Origin of the sequence: Desulfosporosinus sp. Sb-LF (assembly GCF_004766055.1) — a bacterium.
Lineage (GTDB): Bacteria > Bacillota > Desulfitobacteriia > Desulfitobacteriales > Desulfitobacteriaceae > Desulfosporosinus.
Genome location: NZ_SPQR01000002.1, coordinates 250,311 through 269,981, shown reverse-complemented (window position 1 = coordinate 269,981; position 19,671 = coordinate 250,311). Strand labels below are relative to the sequence as shown.

Genomic DNA, 19,671 nt, shown 5'->3' with positions numbered 1-19,671 from the left:
CCTCAGAACCCACCCCAAATACGGGCTGGGTTCTGTTTCTATTTATTAGGGTTAGAAAGAACATGAATAAATTAGAATGCAAAAAGTTTGAAAGAAAAGTAATTTAGATAAGATAAGAAAGAGAGGATCTAGATGTCACAGTTCTTAAATTTTGAGGGATATCGCATCAAGAAGAATGTTCATAGTTATCATCAGGGAGATTTATATATCGCACATGACGTTAATTCCGGTTCCTTGCATGTTCTAGATGAGGGAACGTTTAATGTGCTTAAAGCTATCGAAGGCCTACAAGAGGGAGAGCAAGAGATCAGTCTGGAGGGGATTAACCTCTTCTGTGAAAGAGGCGGGAAACCGGCTCTAACAGGAGAAGAACTTTTTGAAATTTTGGGAGAACTTGAAGAGCTCAGTAAGGAGGGCTCCCTTTTTTCGAAGGAGTCTGAGGGAGTAACGCCCAACTACCCGGAAAAGCCGATTGTTAAGGCAATTTGTCTGCATGTTGCTCATGATTGCAATTTGCGTTGCGAATATTGTTTTGCTGGAGCGGGTGCATTTGGTGGAAGTAGAATGCTGATGGATTTCGAGACAGGTAAAAGGGGTATCGACTTTGTTCTAGAATCATCGGGTCATCGGGACCATTGCGAAGTTGATTTCTTTGGTGGAGAACCGCTGATTAACTTTGGGGTGGTAAAGTCCCTTGTCTCATACGGTAGAAAAGCTGCGGTAGACCAAAATAAAACGATTAAATTTACGCTGACCACGAACGGAGTATTATTAGACCGTGAAATTCAAGATTTCCTCGAGAAAGAGGAGATCAGTGTGGTTTTAAGCTTAGACGGACGCCCCGAGGTACATGATCGGATGCGCCCCCATGCGGATGGTCGAGGGAGTTACGCAGAAATTACCCCCCGTATCCAACAGTTTACGACCAAGCGTCCAGAAAGCTCGCCCTACGCCTTGGGGACATATTACTATGTTAGAGGGACGTATACGCATTTTAATTTAGACTTCGATCGCGATGTTTTGCACATGGCAGATTTAGGAATAAAACAAATTTCAATGGAACCCGTTGTAGCGGGTTCAGAGGATCCTTACGCATTCCAAGAAGGGGATCTGGATAAGATTCGAGAAGCCTATGATCGTCTTGGTGAGGAATTGTTAATGCGCCGTGGACAAGAAGGCGATTTCAACTTCTTTCATTTCAATGTCGCGCTAGATCAAGGACCTTGCCTGATCAAACGGCTTTCTGGTTGCGGGGCAGGTCACGAGTATGTGGCAATTTCCCCAGAGGGAGATCTCTATCCATGTCATCAGTTTGTGGGGCAGGAAGCCTACAAATTAGGGTCACTCTATAACGAAAATCCGCATACACTCAAGGCTGAAATTGTTAAAAATTTTCGTTCTTCCCATGTCTTTTCGAAGGTGTCTTGTCGGGAATGCTGGGCACGGTTTTCCTGCAGTGGGGGTTGTCACGCAGCGAATGTGGCCTCTACTCAAAACTTGACAGAAGTGTATAAGCTGGGGTGCGAACTTCAGAAGAAACGATTAGAAGTTGCGCTTTATGTCAAAATCAAAGAAAGTCTCCAAAACTAAGAATCTCTTCTGATACATTTTTTTAGTCCAAGAAGTTGCTGTTAGATATTGCCTCTGTCGGCGATCCTTACTTCTTCATCATCGGATAGGGAACTCTAATTGAAAAATTTCAGAGGGTTGAAAAGAAGATTCAGATCAAATGTTTTCAGGAGGAAAGAAAATGGCTGTAGTACGTTCGGCATGTCCTTTGAACTGTCCAGATGGTTGCGCTTTTTTGGTAGAGCAGACTGAAAAGGGGTTGCGTTTACAGGGAGATCCCAATCCTACCACAAAAGGGTTTATATGTTCTAAAGGCCATGCCTTGGCGAAGCGTGTATATTCACCCGATCGCTTGAGGTTTCCCTTGTTAAGGCAGGGGGCAGGGTGGAAACGGTTAACTTGGGATGAGGCTTATGGGCTTTTAACTGAGAAGATCAAACAGACGTTGGAAACAGTAGGATCCTGGGGAATTCTCCATCATTATGATTATGGGCACAACGGTGCCCTTCGAGAATTGGATCGACGTTTTTTTCAAGCGCTGGGGGGTGTCACCGAACCCCGAGGGAGTATGTGTTGGGGAGCAGGGTACAGAGCTCAGGAGTTAGACTTTGGCGGTGTTTTTACGAGTGCCAGGGAAGATTTAGAGGAAGCACAGACACTGGTGTTATGGGGACGGGATCCTGCCGTTACAAACATCCACCTAGTCCCTCACTTATTGGCCGCGAAAAAACGAGGAGCTCATCTGATAGTTATCAATCCAAACCGCGTCAAAAGCGCGGATTTTGCGGATGAGTTTATTCGAGTTCGACCGGGGACGGATGCTGCCTTGGCCTTAGGGATAGGGAATATTATTTTACGGGAAGGTTGGCAGGACTTCGAATTTATTCAAAGGTATGTTCATGGATTTGACGCCTTTGCTGATCGTGTCAAGGAGTTTTACCCCGAGCGAGTGGAAGCCATCACCGGGGTGAGCATATCCCAAATGACAGAGTTAGCACATAGGATTAGCCATAGGAGGCCAGTATCCATTATTCTAGGACATGGAGTTCAGCGCTATGTTAGCGGAGGAAATACGGTCCGGGCGATCGATGCACTAGCAGCAATTAGCGGTAACATTGGCTGGACGGGTGCTGGGATTCAGTATGCGCACCAATATCACAAGGGTAAGTTTAATTCTGTGTTGCTGTCGCCTGAACGGTATCAAGCTCGGACATATCCTCATCCGGTCTTGGCAGAAGAACTACAAAAGGCTAATCCCAAGATTCAATTGGCCGTTGTCACACGTTCTAATCCTTTAGTTCAACAGCCAAATACCTCTCTTTGGCGGGAAGTTTGGCGAGAGATCCCCTTTAAAGTGGTATTAGACACGGTGATGACGGAAACGGCACGTCAAGCAGATCTAGTGTTACCGATTGCTACTGTTTTCGAGGAGGAGGAACTGATCACAACGTCCTGGAGTCCACTGATCCACTATTCTCAAAAAGTCCTTGAACCGCAGGGGGGCATTAAATCCGAACCTATCTTGTTCACAGAGTTAGCCAAGAGGTTAGGCTTAGAAAAGGATTTTGTGAACACTCCGAGGGAGTGGATTGAATTCGTGATTGCTCCTTTGAAAGAAACCTACGGAATAACTCTGAATCAACTTGCTCAGGGGCCTATCTACGCACCTTATATTCCCAAGGTGGCTTGGGCGGAAAAGGACTTTAGAACCCCTAGTGGGAAAATAGAGTTGTCTTCAGAAAAGGCTAAGGAAGAAATGAGAGAAGCCGTTGCAACGTATGTACCAGGAGAGACTCAAGAGAGTGAAACAGAATTTCCTTGGCACCTACTAACCCCACATCCGGCAAAAGCGATGCATTCCCAATTCCATGTAGAGGATGGTTTTATAGTTTTTATTCACCCAGATTTAGCAGAGAAGAATAACTTGCTTCCTGGAAATCAGGCTATAGTAGAAACAATGTATGGGCAACTCGTAGCGCAAGTGGCTGTTTCAGAAGATATTCACCCCGAAACTGTTGTGTTGCCAGAGGGCACGACGGCAGAAGGGATGGGTGTCAATCAATTAATTATGGGAAAGACTTCCGATGTTGGCGAGAGCACTTCTTATTATGATATGCGTTGTCAGATTAGGAAGTGGTTTTTAGATTAGTTTAAGAAATAGTTGGATGCTATGAGCAGGCATGTTACAATAATGGTTGGAATTATATGGTCAAGGAGGCGAGCCGTTTGAAGAAAAAGCAACAACGTGTTTTTGCAACGATACTTGCTGTTCTTATTAGCGTTGCCATGATTGGTTCGGCAGTAGTCGGGTATTTCGTGGGCGGAGGTGTCCCTCCGGGTACGAATAGTTCGACGAAGACTACCAGTGCTACGGAAGATTACCAGGCTAAGAAGGCGCGCGTTGAAGCCATGGCCCAACAGGCAAAGACTGACCCAGGGAATGTACCCTTGCAAAGCGCTTTAGGCGATGGATACTATGACGCGGGAATGGCAGCACTGGATGTTGCGCCTACTGATGCGCAAGGGAACTTTAAACATGCTGTTGAAGCATACCAGAATGTATTGAAAACAAATAAAGATTTTAACGTCGTAGTGGATATGGCGACAGCGGCCTTTTACAGCGGAGATAATGAATTAGCAGAAAAGACATATAAGGAAGCACTAGTCCTTAAACCAGATTCCTACAACGCCTTGGGTAATTACGGGATCTTTCTCTCGCAAGCAAAGAAGGATTGGGCTGGAGCCCTTACTCAGTGGCAGAAGGCTCAATCTGTAGCCCAAACTAGCGACGAGAAAGATCGCATGAAAACTTTAATTAGCGAGGCCGAAAATCAACTCAAGGCTAATAATGCCCCAAATGGCATATCCAACCCCAATCCAGCCTTAAAAAATGGAACGTCAAACTCAGCAACTCCGTAATCTTGAATTAAAGGTCAGTTCACAGGAGGGATTGAAATTTGTTAACAATATGTTCACAAAAGCTTCACTCCCTTTTTAATTTCTTTTGCTATACTTTATTTACCGGAACGGAGGGAATTTTAATTGCATCTTACGACATTAGCGAGTGGGAGTTCCGGAAACGCAATTCTAGTCGGGGAGAACAATCGACATTTATTAGTGGATTGCGGAATAAGTGGCAAGAGCCTTTTACATAACCTTTCCCAGGTAAACATTCCAGACTCAGAAATTGAGGGGATCGTAGTTACGCACGAGCATGTAGATCATATTCGCGGAGTAGGTATCTTGGCGCGTAAATTAAAGATACCGATCTACGCCACTACAGGATTGTGGGAGGCCATGGGTTCTTCTTTGGGAAAGCTTGCGGAAAACCAACGTATCGAAGTTCAAAGTTCATTTTCGTGTGCAGGGCTTAATGTCGTGCTCTACCCAACCTCTCACGATAGTCGTGAAAGTTATGGCTTGAAGGTCTCGAGACCGAGGCTTAAAAATAAGGGGGACCTAGCAGTCGGGATTGCCACTGACAGTGGAGTGATCACCCAAGAAATGCACCGGCATTTAAAAGGGTGTGATGCCCTTGTTGTGGAAGCAAACTATGATGAGGAACGGCTAAAATGGGGTCCTTATCCTGCGTATCTTAAAAAGAGGATCAGTGGACGTTACGGGCATCTTGAAAACAAGCAGTTGGCAGAAGGGCTTTCAGAATGGATAACGGAAAATACTCAACGGGTCATATTAGCCCATTTGAGTGAAGAAAATAATACTCCAGAGATCGCATTGTCTACAGTTATGCGTATTCTGCAAGAACTAAATAGTTCTAAAAAGTGCCCAGATGTGCTAGTTCAAGTTGCTCCTCGGTATACGCCGCATGAATTGATCCAATTAAGGGAATGATGATAAAGGAGGTAGTCTTAATATGAGCTATTATAATGATAAAAGTAATTATTCAAGGAAAGGACCCCGCTTCTTTTCAACGGTTGCGGTTGCTTTAATTAGTGCCCTGCTGGGTGGAGTCATGGCAGTGGCGTTAATTCCGTCGATCTATGGCAATAAGCAGCTCGCCTCGACAAATCAAGTGGTTCTTAATAGTGGGGCCACAACCCCTACCGTCAATACAGCCGCAGCGACTAATTTTCCTGTCGCCCAGATTGCTAAGGCCGTAGGCCCTGCGGTTGTCGGGATTGCCAACTTCCAATCACGCGGAGCATTATTCGGCGGGGGGGGTTCGTCCGAAGTAGGAAGTGGCTCAGGCTTCATCATTGATGCGCAACATGGCTACATTGTCACGAATAACCATGTGGTTACTGGAGCCGAGAAGATCGTGGTGAGTCTAGCAGATGGCCGCAATATTAATGCAAAATTGGTCGGTGCTGATGATCGTACGGACTTAGCTGTGGTTCAAATTGCAGACACTAAAGATTTGACGGCTACTCAACAGGGAGATTCTACAAAACTCCAAGTTGGTGAACCAGTCGTTGCGATCGGAAATCCAGGAGGTCAAGAATTTGCACGCTCTGTGACCACTGGTGTTGTTTCCGCAACGAATCGGATTTTAAACATCCCTGGGGAGGCGAGTTTCAACCTCATCCAAACGGATGCGGCCATTAACCCTGGAAACAGTGGTGGGCCACTTGTCAATTATCAGGGTCAAGTTATCGGGATCAATTCCGCTAAAAATCAGGAAGCAGGATTTGAGGGAATGGGCTTTGCCATCCCAATTTCAGATGCGTTACCGACGATTAAACAACTGATCGAGAAAGGGTATGCAAGTCATCCCGGCCTAAATGTTCAAATAGATCCTCGGTATACGGCAGAATATGCGAGTCAACGTGGATGGCCAGCTGGGGCTTATATATCCAAAATTACGCAGGGTGGTCCTGCGGATAGCGCAGGGATTGTTGCTGGTGATGTCATAACGAAGATTAATGGTAAGGAAATCAAGAGTTCGCTGGAGTTAACCCATGAACTGTTCAGGTATAATCCGGGCGAAAAGGTCACTATAACAATTTTCCGCAATAACAAAACACAGGACGTTTCCGTTACACTGACAGAAATTAAGCCTCAATAAGAGAATGGTATAACGTGGAGAAGACTCAATATTTTATAGGATGTAACCTGTATCTTAGATTACTAAGTAATCCTAAGATACAGGTTTTTTGAGGCCTGGTAGACAAATATAATACCTAAAGTTGAACTCTTTCCTTGTATGCAGTATTATTTAGGGTAAGGGTAAAATTGGCAGATGAAGGATCATTTAAGTGAGAAAGGTTGATAATGGATGGAAAGTAAATCCACCTCAAATTTTCTAAAGAACATTGTTACGGAGGATTTAAAAGCGGGAAAGGTCGACCATATTATTACACGGTTTCCACCGGAGCCTAATGGCTATTTACATATTGGACATGCAAAATCTATCATCCTAAACTTTGAATTGGCGGATGAATTTAAGGGGAAGACTCATCTGCGCTTTGATGACACGAATCCGACCAAAGAAGACACGGAATATGTAGAGTCTATCAAAGAAGATGTGTCGTGGTTAGGGTATGAATGGGACGCATTGTTCTTTGCCTCGGATTACTTTGAGGAGATGTACAATCGCGCGGTTTTGCTCATTAAAAAAGGCAAAGCTTATGCTTGTGATTCTACTGCAGAAGAAATACGGCAAATGCGTGGAACTTTAACAGAAGCGGGAAAAGGGAGCCCCTCTCGTGAGCGGTCGGTCGAAGAAAATCTGGAGTTATTTGAGCGCATGCGTAAAGGGGAATTCAAGGACGGAGAAAAAGTACTACGCGCTAAAATTGACATGGCTTCTCCGAACATCAATATGCGTGATCCGGTTCTTTACCGGATTGCTCATGCGTCTCATCATAATACGGGGGACAAGTGGTGTATTTATCCAATGTATGATTTCGCGCATCCGTTGGAAGATGCAATCGAGGGGATCACTCACTCGATCTGTACGTTGGAATTTGAGGATCATCGTCCTTTGTATGATTGGGTTATTCGAGAATGTGAAATGGTAAATGTACCTCATCAATATGAATTTGCACGCTTAAATATCACAAATACAGTCATGAGTAAGCGAAAGCTCAAGCAACTTGTCGATGACAGAGTTGTGGACGGCTGGGATGATCCCCGAATGCCAACAATCTCGGGACTTCGGCGCAAAGGATATACTGCGGAGGCAATTCGTACGTTCGCCCGAGAAATTGGGGTGGCCAAAGCGGATAGTGTTGTTGACAGCAAAATGCTCGAACATTTTATCCGAGAAGACTTGAAACTTAAAGCACCAAGAACAATGGCCGTACTCGAGCCTCTTAAGGTGGTTATCACGAATTATCCGGTAGGTCAGGAGGAGATGCTGGAGGCTGAAATCAACCCAGAAAATCCCGAAATGGGTACTCGACAAATCCCCTTTTCTCGCGAAATTTATATTGAGCAAGAGGACTTCACGGAGAATCCGCCGCCGAAGTATCATAGGTTGTTTCCGGGAAATGAAGTACGCTTGAAAAATGCCTATTTCATTAAATGTAATGATATAGTTAAAGATGAATCTGGAAAGGTCGTTGAACTGCAATGTACGTATGATCCCGAGACCAAGAGTGGATCAGGCTTCACAGGGAGAAAAGTCAAAGGGACGATTCACTGGGTTGATGCCGGGCAGGCTATTCCTGCGGAGTTCAGGTTATATGAACCCTTGATTTTGGATGACGACGAGGAGGACGGGACCTCGTTTATGGATCACATTAATCCTAAGTCCTTGGAGATTGTACACGGATTCGTTGAACCAAACATCAAAGACTCAAAGCCTCAGGATAAATTCCAATTCTTTAGACATGGTTACTTTAACGTTGATCCGTTGAATACAACTCAGGATCATCTTGTCTTTAACAGGATCGTATCTTTGAAGAGTTCCTTTGAATTACCGAAGCAATAAAAAATTGAAAAAAAGTTTAAAGATCTATCGTCAAAGAACGGTGGATCTTTAAACTTTTTATAATCATTCTTTTTGTATTTGGGGAAATACTACATTAAGTAACTATATTGGAGGTGTATGTTAGCGTGGAAAACAAAGAGGTGACTGAAAGATTCAAAGTCTATAAAGCTGGTGATATGGAGGTCACCAATGAAACAGGGCAATTAGAGAATAAACCAAGCCAATCCGCACAAGTAGTTAGTCAAATAGATGATTCTATAGGACTTTCCCAGCATAAGCTTCGGGATTCAGAAGAGGAAGAGTTAACCCCTTCGTAATTGGCAGACACCATATATACTGTCTAGAACGTTCCGATACTTGCACAATAGAAAATTTCTAAAAGCGTAGGGGCTGGGATTAATTTTTCCTAGCCCCTACGCTTTGTTTTCAAATAAAAACAACACCCGTGTTTGTAGAAGCGGAGATGTAAGTTCATTGAATAAATGTAACATTTTACACATGGATTATATGGTCAAGTTCGACGATAATCAATATTAGAACATAGTTTTGACTTATAAAGATCCCAGTTTCTGTAAAAGTATCATTAAAAGGATGGATGGAAAAATGAAAAAGGGATTCATGCTCGCAATTATTTTAACAATCTTACTATTTTCTGCACCTAATCCTGCTCAGGCATCTCTCGGAGACAGTTTACTCAAGTTAGGCTCCACAGGAGGGGATGTCGTGGAGCTACAGAAAGAACTCAACGACCTGGGATTTAATGTTGAAAAAGTGGATGGTATTTTTGGTAGCATGACCAAACAGTGTGTGATTTCGTATCAACAGGCACATAGTTTAGCAAGCGACGGAATCGTTGGTCCCTTGACGGCGCAGTCAATTAATACCGTTTACGTAGAAAAACAGCGTCAGAATAAAATAGTAGATATTATTAGCACTGCAAAACAAAATCTCGGCGTCAGGTATCAATGGGGCGGGGCTAAACCCGAGACGGGCTTCGATTGTTCGGGGTTTGTCTCGTACGTATTCGGACAAAACGGGATCTCATTGCCTCGGATTTCACGAGATCAATTTACTGTAGGTACCGGGGTTAATTATGAAGATCTTCAGCCTGGAGATTTGGTCTTTTTTTCATTAGATGGTGACAATATCGTGGACCATGTTGGAATTTATCTCGGCAACGGACAATTCATTAATGCTTCATCCTCTAAAGGAGTTACTGTCTACACTATTGGACCGTACTGGAAATCCTATTATGTAGGCGCTCGAAGGGTCCTTTAATGATTTATAGGAAGTATTCCGCTGCATCGGTGCTGCCTCCAAAGCGGCAGAGAGGGTCGGATAATAAAGAAATCATTATTGATGGACATTTTAAATGAATATGGTTTAGCTCAACAGCTTAAGGGGTAATTTCTATAGAAATTACCCCTAACTGTGCTTTGGTCACGGAAATCAAATCAACCGGTCGAAGGAAGAGCTGAAGCCCACGTAATCCGGCGCTTACAGCAATTTTTGCATGGTTATTAATGGAAGTGTCCATAAAGACGGAATAATTCTTCTTCATACCAATGGGGGAAACACCACCCCGTATATAACCAGTCAAAGGTTGAACTTCCTTAAGAGACACAACCTCGACTTTCTTATTTCCGCTTAATGTTGCTATACCTTTGAGATGTAGTTCATGGTCTCCCTGAATGCAGGCGACGATTACTCCTGTTTTGTCTCCGCGTGCAACTATGGTTTTATAAACTTGTTCAATAGGTAAACCAACCTTCTGAGCGACGTTGACCGCCGATAAATCGGATTCATCGACAGTGTATTCCTTTAATTCATAGGGTACTTTATTCTGGTCAAGAATACGAGCAGCGTTCGTTTTGTGTGCCATGATCTCTTACTCCTTCTGAATTTATTAGTGCTGATGCCTATATTTTGGGGTTGATTATCTTCTTTCCTTTTGTGAAGGATGTCCCTATAATAGAAGTAGTAGTCTGTGGGACCTTGGGAAAAGTCCGTCTGGCGGAGGATCGTCAGAATAACTTTCTTGTTGATGAGAGGGAGGGCCAGTGTTGAAACAGTTAAAGGTTCTCGTATTCTCCGCATCGTTTGGCAACGGTCATAAGAGAGCAGCTGAAGCAGTTATTGAGGGAATACGTATCAAGGAACCTTCTGCAAAAATTATTCACCTGGACTTTGGTGATTTTTTAGGTAGACGGTCTAATACCATAATTAAGAATATCTATAGTGAAATGATTAAACACATCCCAAAGTTATGGGGACGGTTATATTATAAAACGGCTAAGGTGCAACCACAATCGATGGGGCAACGTCTCCTGAACCAATTGGGACGAAGGAACTTTCTTAAATATATTCAAGTATTTGAACCAGATTTCATCGTGTGTACTTATCCCACGGTGTCTTCTATATTAGCTCAACTTAGGATAGAACAGATTCTTAATGTTCCAGTGATCACTGTGATCACGGATTATACGGTTCACAGTCATTGGGTGCATCTAGGTGTTGATCGTTACATTGTGGCATGTCCCGAAGTAAAGGAAAAGTTAGTGTCCTGGGGAATTGAAGCTCAATGTATTCTTATGACGGGGATACCAGTTAGCCCAAGATTCGAAGAGTATGTGGATCGCCAACTCATTATCAAGAAGTTAGGGTTTAATCCAGAGCTACCGACTTTCTTATTGATGGGAGGAGCGTATGGAATTTTGGAAAGCGCGGCAAGAATCTGCCAGAAACTCGCAGATTCTTATGTCCCGGTCCAAACGATTATTGTTTGTGGAAAGAACGATAAACTATATCAATCATTAGAAATGATGATTGCGAAAGCTCGTAACCCTATGGTGCGCTTGGGTTATGTGAATAACGTTGAGGAATTAATGACGGTTTCGGATTTGATTATTACTAAGGCAGGAGGTTTAACGGTTTCCGAGGCGTTAACGAAACACTTGCCTCTAGTTATCTATAAGCCAATCCCAGGCCAGGAAGAAGAAAATGCACATTTCGTAAAAAACATCGGTGCAGGATACGTCGCAGATACTGAAGCCGAATTAGGACGGATTCTAAACCACTTTTTACGGCATCCAGAGGATATTGAGAAAATGCGGCAGAAGGCCGCCGTCGCCTTACCGGGACTTTCCACAGAACGGGCTGTGGAAGACATGCTTCGTTTAGTGTCGAATTCGAGAATCAAGCAAAGAATTGGCTAAAGTCCTCGCCACCATTCGGGTCGAAGCTGTTCAAGTGCCTGATTTTGCAGGACTTTATCAATAGTCTGCAGAAGATTACTTCGATCATCAGGCAGAGTTGCGCGGAGGGGCAGGTAATTGGAGGCGTGGTTGCTTCGGAAAACACAGTGAGTGACGTTGAGTTGGCCGAGAAGGGCCCGAAGCTCAGTCAAGGATTCAAGTGGTGAGAGAAGTTGAAAGGTTCCGCGCTCTATATTTTTAGCTAAAGGGGCTTCTGCCTCCACCATTAAGGTCAAGGCTCCTAAAAAGTCTGGGTCAATTGCACTAATCACCCTTGCAGTATCACAAGCGTGCTCATTCGAAAGGACTTTTCCTCCAAGACCTATGATAACGGTACATGATTGTGTTAAACCGCTCGCTTTAAGTTTTTGTCCGGCTGCGATCATTTGCTCTGGAGTGACCCCTTTACAAACGGATGATAAAATTTCCGCATTGCCACTTTCGACTCCCAAATAAACAATAGTTAGACCATGTGCTTTTAAATCGGCTAATTCCTGAGGACTCTTGGCGAGAATGTCTTTGGGACCTCCATAGATGCCCACTCGTTTTAGTCGGGGGAATTTTTCATAAAGTTGATCGAGAATCTCAACCAGCATTAAGGAATCTACGGCGATAGCGTCACCATCTGCAAGAAAAATTCGTTCTGCATCGGAGTCGTGCACTAGAGCCTTGGCAATTATATCGTTGATTTCTGTGTGTGATTTAATCCTAAAGGATTTATCCTTATACATTGTGCAGAAGGTGCAAGCGTTGTGTTGGCATCCCACGGTAATTTGTAAGATAATGCTTTTTGCCTCGCTAGGTGGGCGATAAATTCGTCCTTCGTAAAACATGCTAACATCTCCTAGTAGTTTTTTATATTATCTCTGTTCCAAAGTTTCTTTTCTACAAGAATGGGGTAAGTACCTGCATAGTTTTTGAAGAGACCTCGAAATTTCAAAGGGGCGACGAAGTAAATTCGTTCTATTATAAGAGCCTTTCACACTTCAAAATGAAATGTGAAAGGCTTTTAAAAGTTTTATAAGAAACGAACGGGCAATAGTGCCCGACCCGTAATTAGGAGCATAAAGCAAAAAAAGCTTGGGATAATGAAGATAAGGGTGGGGTGAGAAATAGAGTGATCATGAATAGTACTGTGCGCCTATTGCTATCCTTTATTATTCTTTGGCTTGGGTTGAGAGTGTTGGGGAAGAAGCAGGTAGGGGAATTGAGTATTTATAATGTAGCAACGATTGCAGCCGTGGGAGAGATGGCTGCTAGTTTAGCCACGGACTTGCATGACGATCCTACGGATTTTATTTTCCCTCTTCTAGGGTACTTTCTTTTGACGTATCTCATGTCTTATCTTTCATTAAAATCCCAGCTCGTTCGTCAGGTTTTAGAGGGAATTCCTACGATAGTTGTTTCCAATGGCAAGATTTTAGAAGGGAATTTGAAAACACTGCGCTTATCAATGGACAATTTATTGATTAAGCTTCGAGAGGAAAAAGTATTCGATTTGAAAGAAGTCGAATTTGCCATCATGGAACCAGATGGAAAACTTAGCATCTTACTCAAACCCATTTATCGAACAGTTACTACGGGGGATCTCCAACTGACGACAGAATATAAAGGGTTACCAACCATCCTGGTACGGGAAGGAAAATTTGAGGAAGAAAGTTTAAAAAATTTAGGGATAACTAAAAGCTGGTTAATGACACAGTTGCATGCGCATAATGTCGGTGAGGTTTCAGAGGTATTCTTAGCCCAACTGGATTCTTCTGGACAACTCTACATCGACTTGATGACAGATTGGTAAAAGGTTGTCTAAACTTAAATCCTAAAAACACTAATCCCAGTTTGTAAGGTATGGGCGCATTCTGAAAGACTCTGACAAGACAAGTTAATCTCATCGATAGAAGCTGTGAATTCGTCAATCCCCGCAGATACTTGGGCTGTCTGGGCGGCGGTAACCTGACTCACCGAACTGATATGCTGGACTCCAGAGACAATATGTTGGCTTCCGCCCGCCATTTGTAGAATAGAAGAGGTGATACCATTGACTTGTGACGAGACTTCATTCACCATCTCCAAAATATCACGAAGATCAAGACCGACTGTGTTCACGACATTAATTCCATCATTGACGCGAGTCTCTTCGGAATCGATTGCTTCAATAGCATGTTCGATGTTAGCTCTGTTTAAGACTACTAAAGCTGTGATTTGTCCGCTTGCAACTTTAGCCTGTTCTGCCAATTTACGAACCTCTTCAGCTACTACGGAGAAACCGCGTCCGTGTTCGCCTGCACGAGCGGCCTCGATGGCGGCGTTTAAGGCTAGAAGATTTGTTTGTTCAGTGATACTAGTTATTAAGCGAGCAATATCTGCTATTTGTTCAGAACTTTCAGTCAGTAAGGTGATTGCTTCTTTAACAACTTGATTACCCTGACTGATGTTCGCCATTTGCTCAACAGCCTTAGTGAGAGACTTATGCCCATTTTCTGAAGTGGTAGCGGTTTGATTGGTGAGGGTGATCACACGCTGGCCTGCCTCTGCTACCATCTGAATATTAGCGTCTATCTGTTCAATGGCGGTCACTGTCTCAGTAACTGCTTCAGCTTGTTTTTCTGTACCACCAGCTACCTCAGCGATGGCCACCGCGATTTGGCTAGTGGCCTTCGAACCTTGTTCAGTAATGGTTAAGAGCTGTTGAGCTGAGGCGGTCACTTCCTCTGACGACTCAGAGACTCTTCTTACAAGTGTCGTCAGATTTATTGCCATCTGATTGAAAGCTTGAGTTAATTGCCCCGTTTCGTCCTTGGATTCAGTGTTGATCGTTGTTACCTTAAGATTCCCAGCGGCAAGCTCTTGTACATTTGCTAGCATTATTTGTAGAGGCTTGGCAATGGCTCGGGCCACCAGTGCTCCTATGAAAACTGCCAGTACTGCAGCAATAAGAGGGAATACAAATAGCAACTTTTCTGCTTGAATAAAATTAAGATTTTCACGAACAATGGTACTTTTTGCTTTTTGCGTGCTGAATTCTACAAGTTCAGGAAGCAGGGCGTTAATATTGTCTAAGTCTTGGATAACATTTTCAGAAAAGGAGACATAGGCCCCCTCTTTATTACCGCTCTCCAATAGAGAAACTACCTTCTGCCATTCGTCGCTGTATTTTTGGAGTGAATCTCTCACTGCAGCAAGTTTTGCTACTTCGAAGGGCTCTTTGGCAAGGGGGCTGTAGTTATCCAGGGACTCCTTTATTAAGCCTTGTAGTACTGTTGTCTGAATGAGTAGGTTTTGTTTCTTGGAAGTGTCAAGAGGTGCTAAGAGAAGCTCTATATTGCTACTACGGATCATTCGAACATTAGCATTGGCCTCATTGATGAGTTTCACAGAAATCAGAGAACTTGAATAGACATCGTTCATGGCTACTTTGGCTTGCCGATAATAGTGATAACCCATTAAACTTAAACCTATCATAAAGCCTACCATAACAAAGACCAAGGCATTAATTTTGTAGAACGTTTTTAAGTTATTGACCCACTTCATTTACTCTACTCCTCCTATCGTAACAAAAAAGAGTTGCCTTCTATTGCCTTGACCTCTTTCTTAATTTGGGCAGCTCGCTCGGAAACGAGTAAGGGTGTCCAAACTCTATCTGTAGTGTTTATTACAAGGCCAGCTAGGGCCACGCTCAGACCTTCGGCACCGGAAAAGTGCACGCAAGACTGTTCAAATTGGGTGAGGATGTTGACTGCTAGCTTTTCCAGTTCCGAGGGTGAAGAAATAATAATAAAATCATCGCCACCAATGTGTCCGACAAAGGTTTCTTCAGCAGTTTTGTAACATTCATTTAGCAAAACCTCACCTAACATCTTGATGACTAAGTCTCCTTGTTGAAAACCGTAAAGGTCATTATAGTATTTGAATTTATTTAGATCAACGTATATAAGGCCAAAGGACAATTGTTGATCTAGGCACTGTTGGATCTCCAGTTCAATGCTTAGGTTGCCTGGCAGCCCTGTTAAAGGGCTAGCTCCCCGGGCAATTTGGATTTGCCTCTCGGTCATCGCTTTCATTAGTTTTGCCACTGAAACAACGCCGATTGGCTTTTGTTGGTTAGCCACAATAATGCCATCATATAACTGGGCATCCGGACGCTGCATAGCTACGCTGGACATCACTTCTAAAGGAGTGGTTTCTTCCACTATTAGGGGATTTTCGTCCATTAATATGGGAACAGTACGTTCTAAATAAAGGGGAACCCCATAGCGGGTTCCTAGGGCAGCAAATAGCCTGTCGCGCTGGATTATACCGACTAAACGGGAGTCTTCTGTTATCCCCACCAGCCATTGGTGGGGGTGCTCACGGAAGTAAGTTTCAACGGTATTGACCAGGGTGTTGGTATTGAAGAGGGGTAAGGGCTCTATCATGGAAATAATAGGGTTTTGCTCAACGTATTTAAGCCCTCGTTTTGAATCCAGGATTTCCATAACGGCGGGGTTAATGCTATTTCGTTCAAAAGAGGGTCTTGCAACAAAGAACCCTTGTACGTAATCTACCCCCAATTGGACCACCGTGCGCATTTCCTTTTCCGTTTCCACCCCTTCTGCAATGATGCGGCAACCTATACGCTTAGAGAAGGTGACAAATGTCTCTAGCAAGGCCCATTTGATCGGATCAGCATTCACTCCGACAATTAAAGATCGGTCTACTTTAAGGAAGTCTGGATGAAGCTCTGCTACGGACTGCAAAGAGGAGTAGCCGGCCCCTACGTCATCCAAAGCAATAAGGTAACCCTGACTACGATAATGATCCAGAGCATCGCGAAATGTGGAAAAATCATCTATAGCACTTCGCTCTGTAATTTCTAGCACAACATCGGAAGGTGCCAACCCTTGGTCACTAAGCAGTTTTCTAGTATGACCGGAGGCAAATCCGGGGTCGACTAGGACCTGGGGATTTATGTTGAGAAAGAGCATTTCCTGGTTTTGGCCAACCTTTGGGTAAGAATTTATAGCTTGGCGCCGGCAAAGAGTTTCGATTGGATAGAGCTGACCTATTTTTTCGGCAAATGGAAAAAGGTCAGCAATATTGTTAAAAGAAGTAGAATCTGGTATACGGGCCAAAGCTTCAAAACCAAACACTTCTCCGCTTCGGGTTTCAATGATCGGTTGAAAAGCGGCTTTCAAGTACGTGTCAGGTTCTTCGATTAGGTGGGTAATCTCTTCGCGACGAGCAAAAAAGTAGGGATCCGGTTCAGATTTGTTTAGGAGGAAGGCCTCTTTCACAGCCGCATATAGTAAATAATCGGCACTTCGGCCAGAACGTAGGCTTATTTTCTCGTTAACCAGTTTCCTAATCCTATGGTTAAACCGTTCTTCCAAAGGGAGAACCCATTGTTCGATGACTTCAGTTATGTCTGAATATATTTTTTTACCAGGAACAAAATAAACTACGAAGTCGTCCCCGCCCCTGCTTTCAAAATGAGAGAACAGGTAGATATTGCGTTGTTGTTTAATCGTTTGAGTAATTTCACGCTCTAATTCGTCTAGGATTTGTCGGCAGATTTTGTAACCGTAACGAAATTCCACCTCATGAAATTTAACAATATCAAGATACAACACCCAGATTGGTTTCTCGTCTCTGAGTAGACGGTATAACTTTTGTTGGCTTATATCTACCGACTTGAACATTCCAAAACTCCTTCTCCAAACTTGACTGCAGGATATAATTGAATCTATCAGGTAGGTGTAACCAACTATATATTAATGGGTGTGTGTAAATATTTAATGAATTAAAGGTAAATTTATTGTTAAATTTATCCTCTAAAACACAAAAGAGTATGCAATATATAAAAAAACTTTCAAAAATAACTCAAAATTAACAAAACCCCGCAACTTCTTTACACGGGAATAATATGTGCTTTACAGTAATGGATTAGAATGATCTTAATAATATAAGAGAGGTGTTGACTTGGAGATGTATGAGAAGATTATTGGTCAGACACTAGGAAAGATGACAAAGTTGCTTCTTGCTCCGGTTGGGCCCTTGCAATATTTTCTAGATTCCCCAGGGCTAACTCATGTTCATTGTCTTGATCTAGCATACGAAGTTTTGGAGCACGATGGAAAAGAAGATATAGCCACTTTTTTCAAAGTTCATCACTTTATGCTGACAAAAGGATTACTTTGGGCAGACCGAGGGTGGAAGAATGTCAATCATTTTTACCGCAATCCCGACAAGCAAGGAATCCTTCAGTGGCCGGGAGCGATGGCTGAGTGTCAGTACTATTTCAATAAGGCTTCCATTTTTCTCCCGAGAAATGTCTCAAAGGGCATGTTCTTTTTAGGAGCGGCGCTTCACCTTGTCCAAGACATGTGTGTACCACACCATTCCTTGGGGATTGTTTTTGACGGACACAAAGAGTTTGAAGCATGGGCAACTCGAAACTGGAATGAGTTTTCAGTAACAAGGGGGCTGTATATGCCGTTTTCTCACTCTGCTCAATGGATAGAGTATAATGCGAGCGTTTCTGGGCCTCTCTATCCCCTGGTATCACAGGAGAGAGGGTGTTCTGAAGAAAGCTTTACAGAGGCGTCAGAAGTGTTGATTCCTCTGACAATTGCTAGTTCTGCGGGTTTTTTGAATTTTACCTTTGAGCGATTACAGGATTTATCGTTACGGCTGGCGTAGATTTCAGCTCGATTTTATTTGGCTATTCTACAGAGGTAAGGATAGTACAAAGGTTGTTGATGGGGAGGGTAACAGTTGAAACAGTTAAGAGTTCTAGTATTTTCTGCAGCGTTTGGAAATGGACATATGCGGGCGGCAGAAGCTGTTATCGAAGGAATACGTATAAAGGAACCTCTTGCTGAAATTATTCATCTAGATTTTGGTGACTTTTTGAATAAGCGGTTCAATATCATGGCGAAAAAATTTTATATTGATATGATTAAACATACCCCAAAACTCTGGGGAAAGTTTTATTATAAAACAGCTAAGATACAACCTAAATCTATGATCCAACGTTTTCTGAACCAATTGGGACGAAGCAATTTTCTTAAATATATTCAGGCATTTGAACCTGATCTCATTGTATGTACTTATCCCACCGTTTCTTCAATTCTAGCCCAGCTGAGACTTGAACAAATTCTTCACGTTCCGGTGATCACCGTAATTACAGATTATGCGGTTCACAGTCACTGGGTTCATTCGGGTGTTGATCGATACATGGTGGCATGTGAGGATGTCAAGGGAAGTTTAGAGTCCTGGGGAATCAATTCTCGAGATATTCTTGTGACGGGAATCCCGGTCAGCCCAAAATTCGAAGGGCCAATCGATCGTCAATATATTATTTCTAAGTTAGGTCTAAAGTCAGAATTACCCACCTTTCTAGTGATGGGAGGATACGGGGGTTTGGAAAGAACGAAAAGAATCTGCCAAAAACTCGCAGATTCTCTGGTACCGGTTCAATCTATTATTGTTTGTGGAAAAAGTGAAAAACTGTACAACTCCCTGCAAGACGTGATCGAACAGTCTCGTAACCCCATGGTACGGTTAGGGTACGTTTATAACGTGGAGGAATTAATGTCGGTTTCCGATCTGATAATTACTAAGGCCGGGGGTTTAACGGTTACAGAGGCGTTAACTCAGCACTTGCCACTTGTTATCTACAAGCCAATCCCTGGTCAGGAAGAAGAAAATGCACATTATGTGCAACGTATAGGTGCAGGACACGTTGCAGGCACAGAAGAGGAATTGGGATGGCTCTTAAATCGTTTCTTGAGTAATCCTAAGGAAATCAAGAGAATGCGAGAAAAAGCGGCCGTTGCCTTACCAGGTCACTCAACAGAGCGAGCTGTGGAGGATATGCTCCAAGTGGTGAAGGATATAAAAATGGGGCAGAAAACTGGATAAAATGATTTTTCACTTTTTTATTTATCAGGATATTTTTCTGAATGAATTACA

Annotated in this window: 16 protein-coding genes; 12 read left to right on the top strand and 4 right to left on the bottom strand. The window is 43.2% G+C overall.

Translation table 11 applies throughout. The features are described from left to right. Positions 1–132: 132 nt before the first annotated feature. From scfB to E4K68_RS04020, 8 genes are all read left to right on the top strand, one after another. Positions 133–1,590, top strand: a complete 1,458-nt coding sequence (gene scfB, locus E4K68_RS04055; RefSeq protein WP_135377456.1) for a thioether cross-link-forming SCIFF peptide maturase — start codon at positions 133–135, stop codon at positions 1,588–1,590. A gap of 160 nt (positions 1,591–1,750) precedes the next feature. Further along, positions 1,751–3,718: a molybdopterin-dependent oxidoreductase gene (locus E4K68_RS04050; protein ID WP_135377455.1), complete on the top strand. Its 1,968-nt coding sequence runs from the start codon at positions 1,751–1,753 to the stop codon at positions 3,716–3,718. A gap of 77 nt (positions 3,719–3,795) precedes the next feature. Then, positions 3,796–4,488: a hypothetical protein gene (locus tag E4K68_RS04045; RefSeq protein WP_135377454.1), complete on the top strand. Its 693-nt coding sequence runs from the start codon at positions 3,796–3,798 to the stop codon at positions 4,486–4,488. A gap of 123 nt (positions 4,489–4,611) precedes the next feature. After that, positions 4,612–5,421, top strand: coding sequence for an MBL fold metallo-hydrolase (locus tag E4K68_RS04040; RefSeq protein ID WP_135377453.1), 810 nt, complete (start codon positions 4,612–4,614; stop codon positions 5,419–5,421). A gap of 22 nt (positions 5,422–5,443) precedes the next feature. Beyond that, the gene (locus tag E4K68_RS04035; RefSeq protein ID WP_135377452.1) at positions 5,444–6,595 is read left to right on the top strand and encodes a trypsin-like peptidase domain-containing protein; all 1,152 of its coding nucleotides are present in this window, start codon (positions 5,444–5,446) and stop codon (positions 6,593–6,595) included. A 210-nt stretch (positions 6,596–6,805) separates the two neighbouring features. Then, positions 6,806–8,464: a glutamine--tRNA ligase/YqeY domain fusion protein gene (locus E4K68_RS04030; RefSeq protein WP_135377451.1), complete on the top strand. Its 1,659-nt coding sequence runs from the start codon at positions 6,806–6,808 to the stop codon at positions 8,462–8,464. Between the two features lie 125 nt (positions 8,465–8,589). After that, on the top strand, positions 8,590–8,781 hold the full coding sequence (locus E4K68_RS04025; RefSeq protein ID WP_135377450.1) for a hypothetical protein: 192 nt from the start codon (positions 8,590–8,592) through the stop codon (positions 8,779–8,781). A 286-nt stretch (positions 8,782–9,067) separates the two neighbouring features. Further along, a complete protein-coding gene (locus tag E4K68_RS04020; protein ID WP_135377449.1) occupies positions 9,068–9,742 on the top strand; it encodes an NlpC/P60 family protein in 675 nt (224 codons plus the stop codon). 118 nt (positions 9,743–9,860) lie between these two features. Here the strand turns inward: E4K68_RS04020 and ybaK are convergent, their stop codons facing one another. Further along, positions 9,861–10,346, bottom strand: a complete 486-nt coding sequence (gene ybaK / locus E4K68_RS04015; protein WP_135377448.1) for a Cys-tRNA(Pro) deacylase — start codon at positions 10,344–10,346, stop codon at positions 9,861–9,863. Positions 10,347–10,527: 181 nt separating this feature from the next. On the opposite strand from ybaK, the gene E4K68_RS04010 reads away from it, so the two are divergent. Beyond that, positions 10,528–11,679, top strand: coding sequence for a glycosyltransferase (locus E4K68_RS04010; protein ID WP_135377447.1), 1,152 nt, complete (start codon positions 10,528–10,530; stop codon positions 11,677–11,679). Here the strand turns inward: E4K68_RS04010 and E4K68_RS04005 are convergent. Then, positions 11,676–12,551, bottom strand: a complete 876-nt coding sequence (locus E4K68_RS04005) for a radical SAM protein (protein ID WP_135377446.1) — start codon at positions 12,549–12,551, stop codon at positions 11,676–11,678. The genes E4K68_RS04010 and E4K68_RS04005 overlap by 4 nt on opposite strands. A gap of 290 nt (positions 12,552–12,841) precedes the next feature. On the opposite strand from E4K68_RS04005, the gene E4K68_RS04000 reads away from it, so the two are divergent. Beyond that, a complete protein-coding gene (locus tag E4K68_RS04000) occupies positions 12,842–13,516 on the top strand; it encodes a DUF421 domain-containing protein (protein WP_243450264.1) in 675 nt (224 codons plus the stop codon). Positions 13,517–13,530: 14 nt separating this feature from the next. On the opposite strand, the gene E4K68_RS03995 is transcribed toward E4K68_RS04000, so the two are convergent. Then, complete coding sequence (locus tag E4K68_RS03995) at positions 13,531–15,249, bottom strand: methyl-accepting chemotaxis protein (RefSeq protein ID WP_135377444.1); 1,719 nt, start codon at positions 15,247–15,249, stop codon at positions 13,531–13,533. Positions 15,250–15,263: 14 nt separating this feature from the next. Further along, a complete protein-coding gene (locus E4K68_RS03990) occupies positions 15,264–17,396 on the bottom strand; it encodes an EAL domain-containing protein (protein WP_135377443.1) in 2,133 nt (710 codons plus the stop codon). 286 nt (positions 17,397–17,682) lie between these two features. Here E4K68_RS03990 and E4K68_RS03985 point away from each other — a divergent pair, with 286 nt between their 5' ends. Beyond that, positions 17,683–18,396: a phospholipase gene (locus E4K68_RS03985; RefSeq protein ID WP_135377442.1), complete on the top strand. Its 714-nt coding sequence runs from the start codon at positions 17,683–17,685 to the stop codon at positions 18,394–18,396. 75 nt (positions 18,397–18,471) lie between these two features. After that, a complete protein-coding gene (locus E4K68_RS03980) occupies positions 18,472–19,620 on the top strand; it encodes a glycosyltransferase (RefSeq protein WP_135377441.1) in 1,149 nt (382 codons plus the stop codon). Positions 19,621–19,671 lie beyond the last annotated feature (51 nt).

Excerpts from the sequence above, each read along its gene's own strand:
- scfB (WP_135377456.1), top strand. The coding sequence starts at position 133 with ATGTCACAGTTCTTAAATTTTGAGGGATATCGCATCAAGAAGAATGTT.
- E4K68_RS04050 (WP_135377455.1), top strand. The coding sequence starts at position 1,751 with ATGGCTGTAGTACGTTCGGCATGTCCTTTGAACTGTCCAGATGGTTGC.
- E4K68_RS04035 (WP_135377452.1), top strand. The coding sequence starts at position 5,444 with ATGAGCTATTATAATGATAAAAGTAATTATTCAAGGAAAGGACCCCGC.
- E4K68_RS04030 (WP_135377451.1), top strand. The coding sequence starts at position 6,806 with ATGGAAAGTAAATCCACCTCAAATTTTCTAAAGAACATTGTTACGGAG.
- E4K68_RS04020 (WP_135377449.1), top strand. The coding sequence starts at position 9,068 with ATGAAAAAGGGATTCATGCTCGCAATTATTTTAACAATCTTACTATTT.
- ybaK (WP_135377448.1), bottom strand. The coding sequence starts at position 10,346 with ATGGCACACAAAACGAACGCTGCTCGTATTCTTGACCAGAATAAAGTA.
- E4K68_RS04005 (WP_135377446.1), bottom strand. The coding sequence starts at position 12,551 with ATGTTTTACGAAGGACGAATTTATCGCCCACCTAGCGAGGCAAAAAGC.
- E4K68_RS04000 (WP_243450264.1), top strand. The coding sequence starts at position 12,842 with ATGAATAGTACTGTGCGCCTATTGCTATCCTTTATTATTCTTTGGCTT.
- E4K68_RS03995 (WP_135377444.1), bottom strand. The coding sequence starts at position 15,249 with ATGAAGTGGGTCAATAACTTAAAAACGTTCTACAAAATTAATGCCTTG.
- E4K68_RS03990 (WP_135377443.1), bottom strand. The coding sequence starts at position 17,396 with ATGTTCAAGTCGGTAGATATAAGCCAACAAAAGTTATACCGTCTACTC.
- E4K68_RS03985 (WP_135377442.1), top strand. The coding sequence starts at position 17,683 with ATGTATGAGAAGATTATTGGTCAGACACTAGGAAAGATGACAAAGTTG.